Annotated in this window: 17 protein-coding genes and 7 tRNA genes; all 24 read left to right on the forward strand. The window is 29.3% G+C overall.

All coding sequences use genetic code 11. The features are described from left to right. Positions 1–91: 91 nt before the first annotated feature. The 24 genes from NSA50_RS08350 (at position 92) to dusB (ending at position 19,235) form a co-directional block, all read left to right on the forward strand. Positions 92–1,069 carry a peptidylprolyl isomerase gene (locus NSA50_RS08350; protein WP_195429594.1) on the forward strand — a complete coding sequence of 326 codons (978 nt, stop codon included), beginning with the start codon at positions 92–94 and terminating at the stop codon, positions 1,067–1,069. A gap of 454 nt (positions 1,070–1,523) precedes the next feature. Beyond that, positions 1,524–2,072 (forward strand): stage V sporulation protein T, encoded by a 549-nt coding sequence (spoVT, locus tag NSA50_RS08355; protein WP_195265938.1) that lies wholly within the window; start codon positions 1,524–1,526, stop codon positions 2,070–2,072. Positions 2,073–2,177: 105 nt separating this feature from the next. After that, complete coding sequence (locus NSA50_RS08360; RefSeq protein ID WP_257444403.1) at positions 2,178–3,713, forward strand: putative polysaccharide biosynthesis protein; 1,536 nt, start codon at positions 2,178–2,180, stop codon at positions 3,711–3,713. Positions 3,714–3,732: 19 nt separating this feature from the next. Continuing rightward, complete coding sequence (gene yabN, locus NSA50_RS08365) at positions 3,733–5,205, forward strand: bifunctional methyltransferase/pyrophosphohydrolase YabN (protein ID WP_257444405.1); 1,473 nt, start codon at positions 3,733–3,735, stop codon at positions 5,203–5,205. A 203-nt stretch (positions 5,206–5,408) separates the two neighbouring features. Further along, positions 5,409–5,684 (forward strand): HU family DNA-binding protein, encoded by a 276-nt coding sequence (locus NSA50_RS08370; protein WP_008681650.1) that lies wholly within the window; start codon positions 5,409–5,411, stop codon positions 5,682–5,684. Positions 5,685–5,749: 65 nt separating this feature from the next. After that, positions 5,750–6,010, forward strand: coding sequence for an RNA-binding S4 domain-containing protein (locus tag NSA50_RS08375; RefSeq protein ID WP_142691423.1), 261 nt, complete (start codon positions 5,750–5,752; stop codon positions 6,008–6,010). Positions 6,011–6,061: 51 nt separating this feature from the next. Further along, positions 6,062–6,355, forward strand: coding sequence for a sporulation protein YabP (gene yabP, locus NSA50_RS08380; RefSeq protein ID WP_008681654.1), 294 nt, complete (start codon positions 6,062–6,064; stop codon positions 6,353–6,355). A gap of 8 nt (positions 6,356–6,363) precedes the next feature. Then, on the forward strand, positions 6,364–6,753 hold the full coding sequence (gene yabQ, locus NSA50_RS08385) for a spore cortex biosynthesis protein YabQ (protein ID WP_257444409.1): 390 nt from the start codon (positions 6,364–6,366) through the stop codon (positions 6,751–6,753). An 83-nt stretch (positions 6,754–6,836) separates the two neighbouring features. Then, positions 6,837–7,121 (forward strand): FtsB family cell division protein, encoded by a 285-nt coding sequence (locus tag NSA50_RS08390; protein WP_308463897.1) that lies wholly within the window; start codon positions 6,837–6,839, stop codon positions 7,119–7,121. An 82-nt stretch (positions 7,122–7,203) separates the two neighbouring features. Further along, on the forward strand, positions 7,204–7,614 hold the full coding sequence (locus NSA50_RS08395) for a S1 domain-containing RNA-binding protein (protein ID WP_195265929.1): 411 nt from the start codon (positions 7,204–7,206) through the stop codon (positions 7,612–7,614). Positions 7,615–7,801: 187 nt separating this feature from the next. Then, positions 7,802–7,888 (forward strand) — tRNA-Leu (locus NSA50_RS08400). Positions 7,889–7,910: 22 nt separating this feature from the next. Beyond that, a tRNA-Met gene (locus NSA50_RS08405) sits at positions 7,911–7,986 on the forward strand. 5 nt (positions 7,987–7,991) lie between these two features. Next, a tRNA-Met gene (locus NSA50_RS08410) sits at positions 7,992–8,068 on the forward strand. A gap of 5 nt (positions 8,069–8,073) precedes the next feature. Continuing rightward, positions 8,074–8,160 (forward strand) — tRNA-Leu (locus NSA50_RS08415). Positions 8,161–8,182: 22 nt separating this feature from the next. After that, positions 8,183–8,258, forward strand: a tRNA-Met gene (locus NSA50_RS08420). Positions 8,259–8,264: 6 nt separating this feature from the next. Then, positions 8,265–8,341 (forward strand) — tRNA-Met (locus tag NSA50_RS08425). 5 nt (positions 8,342–8,346) lie between these two features. Then, positions 8,347–8,433: transfer RNA gene (locus tag NSA50_RS08430), tRNA-Leu, on the forward strand. 431 nt (positions 8,434–8,864) lie between these two features. Beyond that, on the forward strand, positions 8,865–11,249 hold the full coding sequence (spoIIE, locus tag NSA50_RS08435; RefSeq protein ID WP_195429590.1) for a stage II sporulation protein E: 2,385 nt from the start codon (positions 8,865–8,867) through the stop codon (positions 11,247–11,249). A 305-nt stretch (positions 11,250–11,554) separates the two neighbouring features. Continuing rightward, positions 11,555–12,949, forward strand: coding sequence for a tRNA lysidine(34) synthetase TilS (gene tilS, locus NSA50_RS08440; RefSeq protein ID WP_195265925.1), 1,395 nt, complete (start codon positions 11,555–11,557; stop codon positions 12,947–12,949). A 4-nt stretch (positions 12,950–12,953) separates the two neighbouring features. Continuing rightward, positions 12,954–13,493: a hypoxanthine phosphoribosyltransferase gene (gene hpt, locus NSA50_RS08445; protein WP_195265915.1), complete on the forward strand. Its 540-nt coding sequence runs from the start codon at positions 12,954–12,956 to the stop codon at positions 13,491–13,493. Positions 13,494–13,538: 45 nt separating this feature from the next. After that, on the forward strand, positions 13,539–15,341 hold the full coding sequence (ftsH, locus tag NSA50_RS08450; protein ID WP_195265913.1) for an ATP-dependent zinc metalloprotease FtsH: 1,803 nt from the start codon (positions 13,539–13,541) through the stop codon (positions 15,339–15,341). 318 nt (positions 15,342–15,659) lie between these two features. After that, positions 15,660–17,330 (forward strand): formate--tetrahydrofolate ligase, encoded by a 1,671-nt coding sequence (locus tag NSA50_RS08455; RefSeq protein WP_257444414.1) that lies wholly within the window; start codon positions 15,660–15,662, stop codon positions 17,328–17,330. A gap of 132 nt (positions 17,331–17,462) precedes the next feature. After that, positions 17,463–18,242, forward strand: coding sequence for a type III pantothenate kinase (locus tag NSA50_RS08460; protein ID WP_195265910.1), 780 nt, complete (start codon positions 17,463–17,465; stop codon positions 18,240–18,242). A gap of 6 nt (positions 18,243–18,248) precedes the next feature. Continuing rightward, positions 18,249–19,235, forward strand: a complete 987-nt coding sequence (gene dusB / locus NSA50_RS08465; RefSeq protein WP_195265909.1) for a tRNA dihydrouridine synthase DusB — start codon at positions 18,249–18,251, stop codon at positions 19,233–19,235. Positions 19,236–19,388 lie beyond the last annotated feature (153 nt).

The raw sequence follows: 19,388 nt of genomic DNA on the forward strand, positions 1-19,388 counted from the left end.
TTTATATAAATTGAATAACTGACACAATATTGATATACTAGTTATGTATAATGGTATTGAAACAAATTAAAAGAAAAGTGAGGGAACATAAGTGATTAAAATTAAGAAAATTATAGCTGCAGGAGCTTTAAGTATATTTGCTTTTTCAGCAGTTGGATGTGAAATGATACAAAAGACACCAGAAGCAATAAAAAATACTGTGTTAGCAAAGGTTGGAGATGTAAAAATAACTAAGGGAGAAGTAGATGAAATCGCTGATCCGTATTTACAACAATATGGATCTGATTATGATACTAATCCAGATATGGCAGAGCAAGTGAAAGCTTTAAGAACTCAAGCAATAAATTTATTAGTTGAAGAAAAAATGATGCTTAAAAAAGCAGAAGAATTGGGATTAACTCCAACTCAAGAAGAAATTGATGCTGAGGTTCAAAAGTATATAGAAAATTTAAAGACTAGTTATGGCAGTGATGAACAATTTAATGCAGCTCTTGAGCAAGCTGGAATGACTTTAGATGAATATACATCTAAGCTTACAGAAAACATGAAAAATCAATTAGCTACTCAAAAAGTAACTGAAGATTTATTTAAGGATGTTAACATATCAGACGATGAAATAAAAACATATTATGAAGAAAATAAAGATAGTTTTGGTGAAGCTAATGTTTCTCATATTTTAATAAAAGATGAAGCGAAAGCTAAGGAAATAAGAGAAAGAGCTGCAAATGGTGAAGATTTTGCTGCACTAGCAAAAGAATTCTCAGAAGATACAGGAACTAAAGAAAATGGAGGGAACTTAGGAGTTACTCCATATAATACAACTCAATATGTGCAAGAGTTTACAGATGCATTTAAAAAATTAAAAGATGGCGAAATATCAGAACCTGTAAAGAGCCAATTTGGTTACCATATAATTAAAGTAACTGATGTTAAGCAAGGAACATTTGATGAATCAAAGGATTCTATAAAGACTACATTAGAAAATGAAAAGAAAAATGAAATTTATTCAAATTCTATTGAACAATGGAAAAAAGATTATAATGTAAAGACATATGAAGATAAACTTTAATATAAGAGGTTATTAAAAAAGGATTGTATTAAAATAAATTTTGATATTAGCTGATAAAGAGGGAAGTTCTAATTCGAGCTTCCCTCTTTGCGTATATATAAGTAATAAATAAAATTTATGTTTAAGTTTAAAAATGCTTTTAAGTAAGTAAAATCAATGGTTTAAAAGGGGGTCGCGAAACGCGAGCCCCTTTATAAAAATAAGAGATTAAATTTTTAAAGGCAATGAAGATTATTTGAAATTAAATAAGTTTTATATTAAATAAATTTCTGAGATTGAGTCTTTTCTTGTATTATAAATTAATTATAACTTTATATATTTTATATATTATTTAAGAAAACTAGCAATATGATATCGTTTTATAAATTTTGGTTATATGTGTATAAAATTTCTAAGAAGTCAAATAATAATATTGCAACTAATTATTATTAATAAAAGGAGGTAGCTCATAATAATGAAGGCAACAGGAATTGTTAGACGTATTGATGACTTAGGTAGAGTTGTTATACCAAAAGAGATAAGAAGAACATTAAGAATTAGAGAAGGGGATCCATTAGAGATTTTCACTGATAGAGAAGGCGGGGTTATTTTAAAAAAATATTCACCAATTGGAGAGTTGACAGATTTCTCAAAAGAATATGCTGAAAGCTTGCAACAAGCAATTGGACATATTGTTTTAATTGCAGATAAAGACGCATTTATATCAGTAAGTGGAGCTCCAAAAAGAGACTACATGGAAAGAAAAGTTAGTGTAGAATTAGAAAAAATAATGGAAGATAGAAGAGCTGTTCTTATAACAGAACAAAATAAGACTATTCCATTACATAATGATGAAGAAATAGGAAAATACGCTAGCCAAGTAATATCTCCAATAATAGCTGAAGGTGATGCAATTGGAGCAGTTATTATATTATCAAAAGAATCAGGAGAAAAGCTAGGAGAACTTGAATTAAAGTTATCTGAAACTGCTTCAGCTTTCTTAGGTAAGCAAATGGAACAATAAAATAAATATTTTATTAAATATAAAGTTATCAATAAAATAAAGTAATAATACCTCTAAACTTACAATACAAATTTACTAGAACTATTTTGAGTTTGGAGGTATTTTATGAAGAAACAATCACTACTTAAAGCAAGTCTAGTACTTGGAATAGCAGGAATAGTAGCGAAATTTTTAGGATTATTCTTTAGATGGCCACTAATAATGCTTATAGGTGACGAAGGTGTTGGATATTATCAAATGTCATATCCTTTATATATGTTTTTCGTTGCTATGGCATCAGGAGTACCAGTAGCTATTTCGAAAATGATATCAGAGAAAAAGGCAAAGGGAGATATACAGGGAATATTCGAGGTTGTAAAAGAATCAACAATCTTAATGATGTTCTTAGGTGTTGGTACAACCCTTATATTATTCTTTTTTGCTAAACCTATTATTAAATTTGTTCAGTGGGATATGAAATCATATTATGCTTTACTTGGAATATCCTTTGCACCATTTGTAATATCTATAATGACTATATATAGGGGTTTTTTTCAAGGGCTGCAAAATATGACTCCATCAGGAGTATCACAAATACTTGAGCAGATAGGAAGGGTGATAATAGGAGTTGGACTTGCTATATTATTTTTACCTAAGGGAATAGAATATGCAGCAGGGGGAGCTGCTTTTGGGGCAGCTGCTGGAGGAGTAATAGGAGCAACTTATCTTCACGAAAAGTATAAAAAAGTAAAAAAGCAAATGTGGAGTAAAAAAATTAAAAGTAACCCAGAAGTACTAACTTCTATTTTGAAAATTGCTTTACCTATTTCAGTGGGAACAACAGTAGGGACTATAATGAGCTTAATTGATTCTATATTAGTTCCACAAAAGCTTTTGCAAGCTGGCTTAACATCAGAAAGTGCAACTATTTTATATGCGCAATTAACAGGAAAGGCAAATGTAATAACTAATATTCCATTAACATTATCTATGGCAGTAGGAACCTCACTGATTCCTATAATAGCAGAAAATTATATAATGAATAGAAGAAAGGATTTGGAGTCAAAAGTTCAATTATCAATAAAGCTATCTATGTTAATAGCTATGCCATGTACATTAGGGTTGTTTTTTCTTGCAGGGCCAATAATGAAACTAATATTTCCCGGGAAATGGGATGGCGTATTAATACTTAAATACTTATCTTTATCAGTTCCATTCATAATAATTACTCAGACAACTACATCAATTATGCAAGGAATAGGTCATTATATTAGACCTATAATAAACTTGTTTATAGGATGTATCGTAAAGATTATTTTAACATTTGTGCTAGTGCCTATGCCAAATATAAATATTTATGGAGCAGTAATAGCTAGTATATCAGCTTACTTAGTATCAACAATACTAAACTTAATTTCACTAAAGAAGAGATTAAAATTAAAATTAAATATATATCAAACAACTATAAAACCGATTATTGCAGCTTTAATTATGATATTTGGAGTATTATCAGCATATTTATATTTATTTAATAAAACAGGTAGTAATGGTTCTGCTTGCTTAATAGCTATATTTTTGGGTATTATTATATATATGGCATTAATACTAATACTAAAGGTATTTAGCATAGACGAAATAAAAAATAGAATTGTAAAAAATTAATGAGTAAGGAGAGAACCTAATGATAAAGATAATAGGTTTAGGGCCAGGAGCACCTGAAGCTTTAACTATAGGAGCAGTTAAGGCATTAGAAGAGGGGAAAAATATTTATTTTAGAACAGAGAAACATCCTACTGTTGATTATTTAAGAGGAAAGATAAAAGAATTCAAAACATATGATCACTATTATGAAACGTCTGAAAGCTTTGATCAGGTTTATAATAGCATCGCAGAAGATATAGTAAGTAAGTATAAAGAGGATGAAGAGATAATATATGCAGTTCCAGGACATCCTTTAGTTGCAGAAAAATCAGTTTTTAATCTTATGAATTTATGCGATGAAAAAGGAATAAGTTATGAAATACTTCCAGCTGTAAGTTTTATAGATGCTATGATGGATGTATTAAAGATTGATCCGATAGAAGGACTAAAGGTTATAGATGCATTTGATATGAAAAATCAAATTTTAGACAAAAGAATAGGAACTATAATAACTCAGGTGTACAATCCGTTAATAGCATCAGAAGTTAAGCTTAGATTACTTGAATATTATAATGATGAAACTGAGATATATTATGTTAGAGCTGCAGGGATAGTTTCAGAAGAATCTGTAAGGAAAATACCAATATATGAGCTTGATATGCAAGAAGATATAGATTACTTGACATCTATATATATACCTAAAGATATGGATAATAAAAAAGATTTTAATGATTTAGTTGAGATAATAGATACTTTAAGAGGAGAAAATGGTTGTCCATGGGATACGGAACAAACTCATGAGAGTATTAAAAATCAACTTTTAGAAGAAGCTTACGAAGTTATAGATAGTATAAATAATGATGATATAGATGGAATGGTAGAAGAATTAGGAGATGTTCTATTACATGTAGTTTTCCATGCTTCATTAGGTAAAGATGATGGGTATTTTAATATTTATGATATACTTGAATCTATATGTAATAAAATGATTTATAGACATCCTCATGTATTTAGTGATGGAAAAGTTAATAATAGTGGAGAAGTTCTTGAAAATTGGGAAGAACTTAAGAGGACAGAAAAGAGTTTTAATACAGTTACAGAAGAAATGAATGCAATAGCTAAGGCACTACCTTCTTTGATTAGAGCGCATAAGGTTCAAAAAAAGGCAGCTAAAGTAGGATTTGACTGGGATGATATTGAAGATGCAGCTTTAAAGGTGCAAGAGGAATTAAAAGAGGTATTAGATGTATATAAATCCAATAATAAGGAAAAAATAAAAGATGAAGTAGGAGACTTAATATTTGCATGTGTTAATGTAGCCAGAAAATTAAATATTGATGAAGAAGAAGCGGTAAATTCAACTATACAAAAATTTATAAGAAGATTTTCTTTTATAGAAGAAGAGGCTTTAAAATCCAACAAAAATTTAAATGAAATGACATTAAAGGAGATGGATTTGTTATGGGAACAAGCAAAAAACAAAGAATTTAATGAGAAAAAGAAGGATTTATAAATTTTTTGAAGAATAATATATAGTGGTTTATACTATACTATAAATAACTTATTGTAATAAATAGCTTTTATAACAAAAAATTGATAATGTTATAGACTAGCACCAAAAGACGATATATAATAAGAGAATGTAGTTATAGTACATATTAACAGAAATAGTTAACTACTAAAATATATAACGGGTTATTTAAGGAGGATGTAATTGTGAATAAAGCAGAATTAATCACTAGCATGTCAGAAAAAAGTAAATTAACTAAGAAAGATGCTGAATTAGCTTTAAAATCATTCATAGAAAGCGTTGAAGAAGCGTTAGAAAAAGGTGAAAAAGTTCAATTAGTTGGATTCGGAACTTTCGAAACAAGAGAAAGAGCTGCAAGAGAAGGAAGAAATCCTAGAACTAAAGAAACTATAAACATTCCAGCTTCAACAGTTCCAGTATTTAAAGCTGGTAAAGAATTTAAGGAAAAAGTTAATAAGTAGTATATTTAGAACCCGAGTATTCCCTCGGGTTCTTTTGATAATATAAAATAATAAGGAGAGTTATTATGAGGTTAGATAAATATCTTAAGGTTTCTAGAATAATAAAGAGAAGAACAGTTGCTAAAGAGGTTTGTGAAGGGGGAAGAGTTTCTATTAATGATAAAGTTGCAAAAGCATCAACAGTTGTAAAAGAAGGCGATATAATAGAAATTCAATTTGCAAATAGATCATTAAAGGCAAGAATAATTAATATAGTTGAGCATGTAAAAAAAGAAAATGCAAAAGAAATGTATGAGATATTAGAAGGAGAGGAAGATAAAGAATAAAAACAATAACTCCTTCATATATTTTTATAAAGAATATGTGGAGGAGATAAGATGGAAAAGAGAAATGAAAATAAGTTAGAAGAGCCAAGGGGTAATATAACTTTAGAGAATAGAAAAAGATTAACACTTACAGGGGTAGAAGAAGTCATAAGTTTCGATGATGAAAAAATATTATTAAATACAAAATTAGGGTTTTTAACTATCAAGGGATCAGAATTAAAGATGAATAAATTAGATGTACAGAATGGTGACGTAATAATTATAGGAAATATATCTTCCATAGTATATAGTAGTAAAGAAGTTAAAAAAGAAAAAGAAAATATAATTTCTAAGTTGTTTAAATAGAGGTAAGTATGCCGTTATCAATAGATGTTCAATTTGACATAGTTATGTATTCCATTCTTTCGGGAATACTGATAGGAATTATGTTTGACCTGTATAACATAATAAGAGGAGTAAAAATACCCAAGATAATAATCATAATAGAAGATATTTTATTTTGGATATTAACTGCTTTTATAGTATTTGCTTTTTTACTATACACTAATTATGCCTTCTTAGGACCATATGTATATATATTCATGATAGTAACCTTGATTATTTATTTAAAATTAATAAGCCCTACAATTTTAAAGTTAGAGAGATATATAATAGATAAAGTTAGTAAAATTATAAGGATAATTTTGAAAAATTTAATTTATCCTATAAAAGTTGTATATTATAATATTTGTGGAAAAAAGTAGATTCAAAGTAGTAACATAAAAAAATAGCTTGAATAAAATATGTATAGTGTTTAAAATATATTATATAATATATTTTAAAGAGGGTGAGAGCAATTAAAAAGCAATTAACTCTTAAAAGATTAATTATAGTTTTTATTTTTGCAATTTTCGTATTTAATTACATTAAACAGGAAATTACAATGAAAAGAATCCAAGAGAATATTATTATTAGCCAAAAAGAGCTAGAAGAGCTTAAAAGTAAGAATAGTAAGTTAGAGGCAGATTTAAAAAAAGTTGATTCTAATGAATATATTGAAAAACTTGCAAGAGATAGGCTAGGAATGATAAAAGAGGGCGAAAAAGTTGTAAATCCTAAAACGCAAAACTAAAGAATATGTTTTAAAACTACAAAAAAAGGTTATTATTATAATAACATATATTATTTAATTTTTAAGGAGGAATCTTTGTAACATGACCTTAATGGCAGGAAACATATTAGAAGGTACAGTGGTTAATATTACTAGTTTTGGAGCTTTCGTAGAGATAGAAGGTAAAACAGGATTAGTTCATATTTCAGAAGTAGCAGATTCATTCGTTAAGGATATTAGACAACATCTTAATGAACAAGACAAGGTTAAGGTAAAAGTAATATCAATTGACGATAATGGTAAGATAAGTTTATCAATTAAGCAAGCAAATGTTCAAAAAAAATCAGTAAAACCTATAGAAATAGATTGGTCTTCAGAAAATAAGAAATCCGGTGGGAATTCAGGTAACTTTGAAGATATAATGTCAAGATTCTTAAAGGACAGCGAAGAAAGAATGCAAGATGTAAAAAAGAATCAAGATTTTAAATCTAAAAGTGGAAGAAGAAACTTCTAACAGTATAAATAAAGACATCATATAAATTTAATATATAAATCTATAAAGGGCTGATTGCATAATGGATATCAGTCCTTTATTATTTGAGTAACATAATGTTATTAGAAAAAAATTAAAAAATATGTTGACACTATAGAAAACATAATATATAATTAATTTTGTCGCTGAGGGGCGACAGTAAAAACATGCTGAAGTGGCGGAACAGGCAGACGCACAGGACTTAAAATCCTGCGGTAGCGATACCGTACCGGTTCGATTCCGGTCTTCAGCACCAAGCTAAATTCAACTTATAATATCGCGGGGTGGAGCAGTTGGCAGCTCGTCGGGCTCATAACCCGAAGGTCGTAGGTTCAAGTCCTGCCCCCGCAACCATAAATGGCGGAATAGCTCAGCTGGCTAGAGCACTCGGTTCATACCCGAGGTGTCGTAGGTTCAAGTCCTATTTCCGCTACCATATACGCTGAAGTGGCGGAACAGGCAGACGCACAGGACTTAAAATCCTGCGGTAGCGATACCGTACCGGTTCGATTCCGGTCTTCAGCACCAAGTTGAATTTAGCTTATAATATCGCGGGGTGGAGCAGTTGGCAGCTCGTCGGGCTCATAACCCGAAGGTCGTAGGTTCAAGTCCTGCCCCCGCAACCATAAAATGGCGGAATAGCTCAGCTGGCTAGAGCACTCGGTTCATACCCGAGGTGTCGTAGGTTCAAGTCCTATTTCCGCTACCATATACGCTGAAGTGGCGGAACAGGCAGACGCACAGGACTTAAAATCCTGCGGTAGCGATACCGTACCGGTTCGATTCCGGTCTTCAGCACCAAAAGTACTTAAGATTTCTTAAGTACTTTTTTGTTATATAAAATTTTATTAATTTAAAGACTAGATATAAGTTTAAATATAAAAATTAATAACATAAATTATATGATAAACAAAAATAAAAAATTACTATATTTAAAAATTTTGTTCTTCATAAAGTTTGTTATAGTGACAAAATTGTATTAAAAGTTAAACTATTAAAAGAAATTTATAATAGATATTTATATAATTAAAATACTATATAAACTATCAGTATACATAGAGTTCAAGCAAATTTATATAAATATAATATTAAAAAAGTATCTAAATACATATAAGGAAATTTATATTTTATTGTCCAACGAAAGTGGATAATAGGATACATCATATGACATATATTTCCTAAAAGTAATGCTATAATTTAAATTACATTTTATGGAAGTTGGAGGGGAGTATATGCAATATGGTGTTGATATATCAACATATAAGAGATTAGAAAATAGAAAAAATAAAAAAGAATTAAGATTAAATGGGACGGCTATTAGTGCAATTGCAGCTTTTTTGATAGGATTTTTGTTAAGTAGAGTTTTATTATCTGTAACTATAGATATGGGGATAGCGCCTTTTGGGATTGCATATCTTATTGGAATAAGAAAAGAGAAGGGAAGAGATATATTATTATCTCTATTAGGTATTATTGCTGGATATCTTTCTATATATAAAACTCTGGAAGGAGCAATTGCTTATTGTATAGTAGCTGTTGTAGTAATGCTATATATTGAAATATGTAATAAAATAGAGTTAAAGCAAAGAGACACAGTAACTTTTGGTTTAATATTTTCAACATTTTTTATATATAATTTAATAATAAATAATCAGCCTATAGGCGTTAATTTAACTTTTTCGGCTTTAAAGGTATTGAGTATAATACCTGTTAGGTACATACTTAATTATGCATTGAATTGTGTTGATGAATTAGAAAGTAATTATTTCTTCTCAACAGAAGAATTGATAAGTATAGGGATTTTATTATGCTTATTGGTTGCAGGAATAGGTAACTTAAATATTTTGGGAGTTCATTTAAGAAATATATTAGCGTTAACTATAATAGCTATTTTTGCATATATAGGGGGGACAGGATTAGGATCTGCTATAGGAGTTTCGATGGGGTTTGTCATTGGAATAACTAATAATGATATAATAATATCTATAGGTTTATATAGTTTATGTGGACTTATAATTGGAATATTTAAAGATACGGGAAGGATATTTTCTTCAATAGCATATTCCGTTGTTTACTTCATAGTATCAATGTATTCGGATAAATTTTCTATTTATGGAGGAATAGAAGTAGTAGTAGCTATAGTAATTTTAATTAGTATTCCTAAAAAGGTTATAGAATATATAAATAAGGAATTTAATCAAGAAAAGAAGGCAGAAATTATTAATGATATACATCTAAATGGTGTAAAAAATGAGTTTGTTGATAGGCTTAACTCAATGAAATCGATATTGTCAAGTTTATCATCATCAATATTGAATTTGGGAGAAAATGATATTTTATCATTAAATAATAAAGGAACTGCTATGGTAGAGAGCTTAGCAGATAGAGTATGTTACAATTGTGAGCTTAGACAGAGGTGTTGGGATCGTAATTTACATTCTACTTTTGAAGGTTTTTCTGAACTTATAAGTAGTTGTGAAAATAATGATATATATTTTCCGCAAGATTTAGAAAAGAAATGCGTAAAGAAAAGAAGTTTAATGAAAAATGCTCAAGAAATTGTAAATAATTATACTGTTAATGAAGCTTTAAAAACAAGGTTAACAGAAGGAAGAAACTTAATTGCAAATCATATAAATAATATATCTCAAACTATGGGAGATATGATAAGAGATTTTGAAAAAGATATATCTATATGCTCAGAAATAGACAAGGTATTAAAGAAGGCCTTAAGTAAAAATAAAATAGAATATAAGGATGTATTTTGCTATTTAGATAGAAAAGGTAGAATGAAAATAAAATTAACTTTAAATAACTGTGAAGGTGGATGTTATTGTGCTAAGAACATATTACCTGTAATTAATGGGCTAGTGAGAGTTCCAGTATCAATATCAAGTGAAGGTTGCAGGATAGATCCTGATACAAATGATTGCTCAATTATAATAGAAGAGACTCCTAAATATCATATGACTTCTTATGCTGCAACAAGAGCTAAAGATGGCGAAACTTCAATAGGAGACAGTTATAGTTTTTCTAAAAATAATGATGGCACATATTTAACTATAGTAAGTGATGGAATGGGTTCTGGTCCTGAGGCTGGAACAGAAAGTGGACTAGCTGTTGATTTAATTGAAAGGTTTATAGAAAATGGATTTAGTGAAAAAACAGCTATAAATACAGTTAATTCTATTATGGCTATGAAGTTTAATGAAGATGAAAAATTTACTACTATGGATTTAAGCGTAGTTGATTTATATACTGGTGAAACAGAGTTTATAAAGATAGGTGGAGTTGTTAGTTTTATAAAAAGAGGACAAGATGTTAAAGTTGTTAAATCTAGCAGTTTACCTTTTGGAATATTAGATAGTGTAGATATAAGTTCAGAGAAAGTAAAACTAAAACACGGTGATATAATAGTTTCAATTAGTGATGGTGTTTTAGATATAGATAAAAATAATGTTGGAAGCTATTCTTGGTTACAGGAATATTTACAATATGCAGATACAAATCCAGCAGCGTTATCTAGAGATATTCTTGAAAAGGCGATAGTGTTAAGTGGCGGAAAGGTATGGGATGATATGACAGTTTTGGTTTCCAAAATGTACTCTGTTTATTAATAGAAGGATTAAATAAAAGAGGATGGGATATAAATTCGGTATCTCATCTTCTTCAATTTTTGATGTTGAAAAAATTAGCAATCATAATTGTTTACATATATATATGTTAAGGTTATTATATTATATATGTTTTAATTATTCATATGGAATATGATATATAGCTTAAAAGTTTTATGTTTAATTAAATAAGTTCATAACATTATTAATATTATTTAAGTATTATAAGAAAAATATTATTTAGACTGTATTAGGGAAGTGATTATTAGGAATTATATAATAAAATAAATATACTGAGGAGCATAAATGTGATAAACAAAGTAAAGGATTTTATAATTAAAAATGATCTTATACAAGATGGAGATAGAGTTTTGGTTGCTTTATCTGGAGGGCCTGACTCTGTTTGTTTACTTCATATACTTTATAAGTTAAGAAACTCTCTAAATATAGATATAGGAGCAGCTCATGTTAATCATATGTTAAGGGGGCAGGATGCTTTCAATGATGAAGAATATGCAAAAAAAATATGTGAAGAATTTAATATAGATTTTTATTCAAAAAGAATTAATATAGATGAAATAGCTAAAGAAAAAAGTATTTCTCATGAAATGGCAGGAAGAGAAGAAAGATATAATTTTTTTGATTTTATAAAAAATACACATAATTATAGTAAGATAGCAGTAGCACATAATTCCAATGATCAAGCTGAGACTGTTATCATGAATATGATGAGAGGAGCGGGAATAGAAGGATTATGTGGTATCAGGAGTAAAAGAAAAGGTGGAATAATAAGACCTATATTATGTCTTTCGAGAGATGAGATAGAAAATTATTGTGAAGATAACAATTTAAATCCTAGAATAGATAAAACTAATTTAGAAAATATATATAGTAGAAATAAAGTTAGATTAGATATACTACCTTATATGAAGGAGAATTTTAACAAAGATATAATAGAAACTTTGAACAGAATGACAAATTTATTACAAATAGATAATGACTTTATTGAAAAACAATGCAATAATAGTTATAAAAAGTATTGTAATAATAAAAATAATCATATAGTTATATCGAAAGAAGCATTTTTGTTAGATAAAGCTATAATAACAAGAATTATAAAAAAGGCGTTTGTGGAGTTTACTGGAAAGTACAATAATTTTGAAATGAAGCATATTTATGAAGTGATTGAGCTTGCAAAAAATTCTACAAACAAAAAAATTGATTTACCTAATGGAATAGTAGCCGAAAATGTATATGGAGATATATACTTAAAAAATAAATCATATGATAAAAAAGAATATGAAGAAAAAGAGGTGTTAATAGGTAAGGATCAATTAAATAAATATACCAGTGAATTTAATAAATATAATATTGATTTTAAGGTTATAAAAGATAAAAATAATATAGAATTTTCTAATAACGTATTAATAAAATATTTTGATTATGATAAGATAAAAGAAAAGCTAATTGTTAGAGAAAGAAAAAATGGGGATAAGATAATTCCACTTGGAATGAAGGGAAGTAAAAAGTTAAAAGATGTATTTATTGATTTAAAGGTTCCATTTGAGGAAAGAGATGAAATCCCAATTTTATGTTTTGATAATGAAATAGCGTGGATAGTAGGGTATAAAGTTTCAGATAAATTTAAGATAACTAAAGAAACTAAAAATATAATAAAAATTACTTTTATTAGAAAGGAATAGGAGAATGATAAGGGACATAAAGGAGATATTACTTACTGAAGAACAAATATCAGTTAAGGTTAAGGAATTAGCAACTAAGATAAGTGAAGATTACAAAGATAAAAATTTACTTATTGTAGGAATTTTAAAGGGTTCAGTTATGTTTGCATCTGATCTTATAAAAAATATAACAATACCATGTGAAATTGATTTTATGGCAGTATCTAGTTATGGAGCTTCTACTGAAACATCAGGAGTAGTTAGAATTTTAAAAGATTTGGATCATAGCATTGAAGGTAAAGACATAATTATAGTAGAAGATATTATAGATAGTGGAGTTACATTAGATTATTTATTAAAATACTTGAAAACTAGAAAAGCTAATAGTATCGAAATAATAACCTTTTTAACTAAGCCATCTAGAAGAATGGTGGATATAGAAGTTAAATATTGTGGATATGAAGTTCCAGATGAATTTTTAGTTGGGTATGGATTAGATTTTTCAGAAAGATATAGAAATCTACCATATGTAGGCATATTAAAAGAAGAAGTATATAAAAATTAAATTTAAAATGCAATATAATAAAACTAGAGGAAAGGGGGGCCTTGAATGAAAAAATATTCAAGTGCAACAGTATGGATATTTGTTATTTTGATACTTTTCTTATCTGCAACATTCTTATGGAATAGCGGTAAGATGGCAGATGAGATATCATACAGTGATTTTCAACAAAAATGGGTTAATGATGAGATAGAAAGTATTATGGTTCATCCAGATAAGATGTTAATTTCAGGAAAAACAAGAGACGATAAGCAATTTAATACATATGCTCCTAGTGAAATGGTGCAGATGTTAATGGCTCAAACTCCTAAAGATGATATAAGAGTAGATTTTAAACAGCCTTCAAATAGTAGTGTATGGATTAGTATAATACCTACAATAATGATAATGGTTCTATTCTTTGTATTCTTCTTTATGATGTCACAACAGTCACAAGGTGGTGGTGGCGGAAGAGGTGTTATGAACTTTGGAAAAAGCAGAGCAAAAGTAATGCCTCCAGATGCAAAAAGAGTTACATTTGATGATGTAGCGGGTGCTGATGAAGAAAAGCAAGAATTAGAAGAGATAGTTGATTTCTTAAAACAACCATCTAGATATACTGAGATGGGAGCTAGAATACCTAAGGGAGTTTTATTAGTAGGACCTCCTGGAACAGGTAAAACCTTATTAGCAAAAGCAATAGCTGGTGAGGCTGGAGTACCTTTCTATAGTATATCAGGATCAGATTTCGTTGAAATGTTCGTTGGTGTTGGTGCATCAAGAGTCAGAGATTTATTTGAGCAAGCTAAAAAGAGTGCTCCATCACTTGTGTTTATAGATGAAATAGATGCAGTAGGTAGACAAAGAGGTGCAGGTCTTGGTGGCGGACATGATGAAAGAGAGCAAACATTAAATCAATTGTTAGTTGAGATGGATGGTTTTGGTGCTAATGAAGGAATAATAATGATTGCAGCAACAAATAGACCTGACATATTAGATCCAGCGTTACTTAGACCAGGTAGATTTGACAGACAAATTGTTGTTGGGGCTCCTGATGTAAAGGGAAGAGAAGAGATACTAAAGGTTCATACTAAGAAAAAGCCTTTATCAGAAGATGTAGAATTAAAAGTATTAGCTAAGAGAACTCCAGGATTTAGTGGGGCAGATTTAGAAAACTTAGCAAATGAGGCAGCGTTATTAGCTGTTAGAAAAAATGAAAAATTAATAGGTATGCAAGATTTTGAAGAAGCTATAACTAGAGTAATAGCTGGACCAGAAAAGAAAAGTAGAGCTATTAATGAACATGATAGAAGGTTAACTGCATATCACGAAGCAGGTCATGCAGTTGTAATGAAACTTTTAGTTCATTCAGATCCAGTTCATGAAATTAGTATAATACCAAGAGGTATGGCTGGTGGCTATACAATGCATTTACCAGAAGAAGATAGATCATATACATCAAAAGAAAAGTTAAAAGATGATATGGTTGGATTACTTGGAGGTAGAGTTGCTGAAAAATTAATATTATCAGATATTAGTACTGGAGCTAAGAATGATATTGATAGAGCAAGTGCTATAGCAAGAGCTATGGTAATGGAATATGGAATGAGCGATAAGCTTGGAACTATCTCATATGGCGGAGATAATAATGAAGTGTTCCTAGGAAGAAACCTAGGACATAGCAGAAACTTCAGTGAAGAAGTTGGAGCAGAAATCGATAAAGAAGTTAAGAGATTTATTGATGAAGCATATGAAAGAGCAGAAAGTTTATTAAGTCAAAATATTAATAAATTACATGCGGTAGCAGCAACTTTATTAGAAAAAGAAAAAATAGATGGTGAAGAATTTGTAAGAATTTTTGAAGCTAGCTAATAATAAGAAAGAGTGGCCATATGGCTACTCTTTCTTATTATAGAGAATTTATTATAAAATTTAAAATTAATTATTAAGATGTAAAAAGGTTGTGTAATATAAGGATTATTCATAAATTTTATTATATGTATTAAAAAATACGAATTATATATTTTGAAATTAAAGCAAAAATAAGAATTTAACACAATATAGCGAATTATAATTAAAAATAATTTAATAATGTTCGAATGAATATTTAAAAGTTATGAAATAGATGATATAATTTATGTATAGAATAAGAATATTAAATAATTTTATAAAAGACAGGAGTGTATTGAGATGAAGAGTGATATTCAAATAGCTCAAGAAGCCAAAATGGAGTATATAACAAAAATAGCAGAAAAGTTAAATTTAACTGAAGATGATATAGAGCAATATGGGAAATATAAATGTAAGTTATCTTTAGATATATTAGAAAAAAATAAGAATAAAGAAAATGGCAAGCTAGTTTTGGTTACTGCAATAAACCCAACACCAGCAGGTGAAGGAAAGTCAACAGTTACAGTTGGCCTAGGGCAAGCACTTTGTAAAATGGGGAAGAATGCAGTTATAGCATTAAGAGAGCCTTCACTTGGACCAGTGTTTGGAATAAAAGGGGGAGCAGCAGGTGGTGGCTATGCTCAAGTAGTACCCATGGAAGATATAAATTTACATTTTACAGGGGATATGCATGCTATTACTAGTGCTAATAACTTATTAGCGGCAGCTATAGATAATCATATACATCAAGGTAATGATTTAAGAATTGATTCAAGAAGAATAGTATTTAAAAGAGTAATGGATATGAATGATAGAGCACTTAGAAATATAGTTGTTGGACTAGGCGGAAAGCTTAATGGTTTTCTAAGAGAAGATGGATTCATGATAACTGTTGCATCAGAAATTATGGCTATTCTATGTTTAGCTAATAGTTTATCAGACCTTAAAGAGAGAATGGGTAATATATTAATAGCTTATGATTTAGATGGAAATCCAGTTTATGCAAAGCAGCTAAATGTGCAAGGAGCAATGGCTTTACTTATGAAAGATGCTATAAAGCCTAATCTAGTTCAAACATTAGAAAATACTCCAGCAATAATACATGGAGGACCGTTTGCAAATATAGCTCATGGATGCAACTCTATAATAGCAACAAAAATGGCACTTAAATTAGGTGATATAGTTGTTACTGAAGCAGGGTTCGGTGCTGATTTGGGTGCTGAAAAATTCATGGATATAAAATGTAGATATGGTGAATTAACTCCAGATTGTGTTGTTATAGTCGCAACTGTTAGAGCACTAAAGAATCATGGTGGGGTGAGCAAGGAGATGTTAAACACTCCAGATGTTGAAGCTTTAGCTAAGGGAATAACTAATTTAGAAAAGCAAATTGAAAATATTAAAAAATATAATGTACCAGTAGTTGTAGCTATTAACAAATTTGTAAGTGATAGCAATGAAGAAGTGGAATTTATTATAGATTATTGCAATAAATTAGGTGTTAAGGTTGCTTTATCAGATGTGTGGGCAAAAGGTGGAGAAGGTGGAATTGAGCTAGGAGAAGTTGTTTGTGAGGTATTAGAAAAAGAAAAGTCTAACTTTAAACCAATTTATGATGTAGAAAATACTATTGAAGAAAAGATAAATATAATTGCTAGAGAAATTTATGGAGCAAATAAGGCGGTCTTTACTCCAAATGCCAAAAAACAAATTGAGGAGTTAGAGAGATTTGGATTAGATAAATTACCTATATGTATGGCAAAGACTCAATATTCATTATCTGATAATCCATCATTAAAAGGTAGACCTGAAAATTTTGAAATAACTGTAAGAGAGATAAGAGTTTCTAATGGAGCTGGGTTTATTGTTGCACTAAATGGTGATATAATGACAATGCCAGGACTTCCAAAGGTTCCAGCTGCAAATAAAATGGATATACTAGATAATGGAGAAATAGTAGGATTATTTTAATATATAGATTTTACAACACTTGACAAATGATTTGTAATTGTTAAAATTAAATTGTTAAATTATTGTGATTATATTTATTTAAATAAAGGCAGCTTTCAAAGCTGCTTTTAATTGTATTAAGGTGGTGCTTGTATGATTTTAGTAGTAGACGTAGGTAATACAAATATAGTCTTGGGAGTATATAATAATTCTGAAAATATTGCTAGCTGGAGAATTTCTACTGATGCAAAAAAAACATCAGATGAATATTCTATTCAAGTTATGCAGCTTTTTATTCAAAGTAATCTAAATCCTAGAGAAGTAAAAGGAATAATAATTTCATCTGTTGTTCCTAATATAATGCATTCATTAGAGAATATGATAAAAAAGAGTTTTGGAATTAATCCTTTAATTGTAGGTCCAGGGGTTAAAACTGGAATAAATATTAAATATGATAATCCAAAGGAAGTGGGAGCTGATAGAATTGTAAATGCTGTAGCTGCTCATGACAAGTATAAGAGAGATCTTATAATAATAGATTTTGGAACAGCAACAACATTTTGTTCATTAACTAAAGAAGCAAACTATCTTGGGGGATGTATTACACCAGGCATAAGAATAGCATCTGATGCTTTATTTGATAGAGCTGCAAAGTTACCGAGAGTAGAATTAGAAGTACCAAAAAATATAATATGTAAAAATACTATATCTAGCATGCAAGCGGGTATAATTTATGGATATATAGGGCAGGTAGAATATATAGTAAATAAAATAAAAAAAGAAATGAAAGATCTTGGTTCAGATGAACCTTTAGTTATAGCGACAGGGGGATTAGCAAAATTAATAGCTAAGGAAACAGACGTTATAGATAAGGTTGATTCTAGTTTAACATTAGAGGGGTTAAGAATAATATACGAAAAAAATAAGGAGTAGTATAATATGAAAATTGGAAACCTAGAATTTGAAAATAATGTTTTTCTAGCACCTATGGCAGGGGTAACAGATATATCTTTTAGAGGACTATGTAAGGAGATGGGATGTGGGTTAGTTTATACAGAGATGGTAAGCGCTAAAGCCCTTTACTATGGAAATGAAAATACAAAGTCATTGCTTAGAATAGCTGATGAAGAAACTCCTGTTGCAGCTCAAATTTTTGGGAATGATCCTAAGATAATGGCTGAAGTAGTACAAAGATATTTTAATGAAAGAGAAGATATTTGTTTAATAGATATAAATATGGGGTGTCCTGTAAATAAAATTACTAAGAATGGGGAAGGATCAGCTTTACTAAAGCATCCTGAGTTAGCAGCCAATATAGTAAGAGAAATTAAAAAGGTATCTACTAAACCAGTAACAGTTAAATTCAGAAAAGGTTGGGATGAAGGAAATATCAATGCTGTTGAATTTGCTAAGGGTCTTGAAGATGCTGGAGTAGATGCGATTACTGTTCATGGAAGAACCAAAGAACAGATGTATGAAGGAAAAGCAGATTGGGATATAATAGGGAAAGTTAAGGATGCTGTTTCAATACCAGTGTTAGGAAATGGAGATGTATTTACAGCAGAAGATGCACTAGAGTTAAAGAATAAAACTAATTGCGATGGAATTATGGTTGCAAGAGGGAGTATGGGGAATCCGTGGATATTTAAGCAAATTGAATATGCCTTAAAAGGAAATTCACCTTTAGAAATAAGTTATTTAGACAGAATAAATATGTGTTTAAGACATTATGAATTAGCAATTAAGTACGATGGCGAGAGAAAAGCTGTGAGGGAAATGAGAAAACATGCATCTTGGTATATGAAGGGATTACCTAAAAGTAATGACATAAGGGGAGTTATGAATACTTTAGAAGATAGCAATTCTGTAATTGAATTGTTAAATAACTATAAGTATGAATTAATAAGAAGTTTCGATAAAGTTTAAATTATATACCTGAATAATAAATTTTTAAAAGAATAAATATATTAAAAGCGAGAATACTATATATCTGTTAAATAAAGATAAAGGGATACCTTTAGCTTATAACTTAGTTGACATATAATACTTGCTGATTTATAATGTTTTAAATGATTTTAA

Source organism: Clostridium mucosae, from assembly GCF_024622765.1.
GTDB lineage: Bacteria > Bacillota > Clostridia > Clostridiales > Clostridiaceae > Clostridium.

What these genes read in the sequence shown, in the direction of transcription:
- yabN (WP_257444405.1), top strand. Translation starts at nt 3,733, where the DNA reads ATGATAAAGATAATAGGTTTAGGGCCAGGAGCACCTGAAGCTTTAACT.
- hpt (WP_195265915.1), top strand. Translation starts at nt 12,954, where the DNA reads ATGATAAGGGACATAAAGGAGATATTACTTACTGAAGAACAAATATCA.
- NSA50_RS08460 (WP_195265910.1), top strand. Translation starts at nt 17,463, where the DNA reads ATGATTTTAGTAGTAGACGTAGGTAATACAAATATAGTCTTGGGAGTA.
- dusB (WP_195265909.1), top strand. Translation starts at nt 18,249, where the DNA reads ATGAAAATTGGAAACCTAGAATTTGAAAATAATGTTTTTCTAGCACCT.
- spoIIE (WP_195429590.1), top strand. Translation starts at nt 8,865, where the DNA reads ATGCAATATGGTGTTGATATATCAACATATAAGAGATTAGAAAATAGA.
- NSA50_RS08360 (WP_257444403.1), top strand. Translation starts at nt 2,178, where the DNA reads ATGAAGAAACAATCACTACTTAAAGCAAGTCTAGTACTTGGAATAGCA.
- NSA50_RS08375 (WP_142691423.1), top strand. Translation starts at nt 5,750, where the DNA reads ATGAGGTTAGATAAATATCTTAAGGTTTCTAGAATAATAAAGAGAAGA.
- spoVT (WP_195265938.1), top strand. Translation starts at nt 1,524, where the DNA reads ATGAAGGCAACAGGAATTGTTAGACGTATTGATGACTTAGGTAGAGTT.
- yabQ (WP_257444409.1), top strand. Translation starts at nt 6,364, where the DNA reads ATGCCGTTATCAATAGATGTTCAATTTGACATAGTTATGTATTCCATT.
- yabP (WP_008681654.1), top strand. Translation starts at nt 6,062, where the DNA reads ATGGAAAAGAGAAATGAAAATAAGTTAGAAGAGCCAAGGGGTAATATA.
- NSA50_RS08395 (WP_195265929.1), top strand. Translation starts at nt 7,204, where the DNA reads ATGACCTTAATGGCAGGAAACATATTAGAAGGTACAGTGGTTAATATT.
- NSA50_RS08455 (WP_257444414.1), top strand. Translation starts at nt 15,660, where the DNA reads ATGAAGAGTGATATTCAAATAGCTCAAGAAGCCAAAATGGAGTATATA.
- ftsH (WP_195265913.1), top strand. Translation starts at nt 13,539, where the DNA reads ATGAAAAAATATTCAAGTGCAACAGTATGGATATTTGTTATTTTGATA.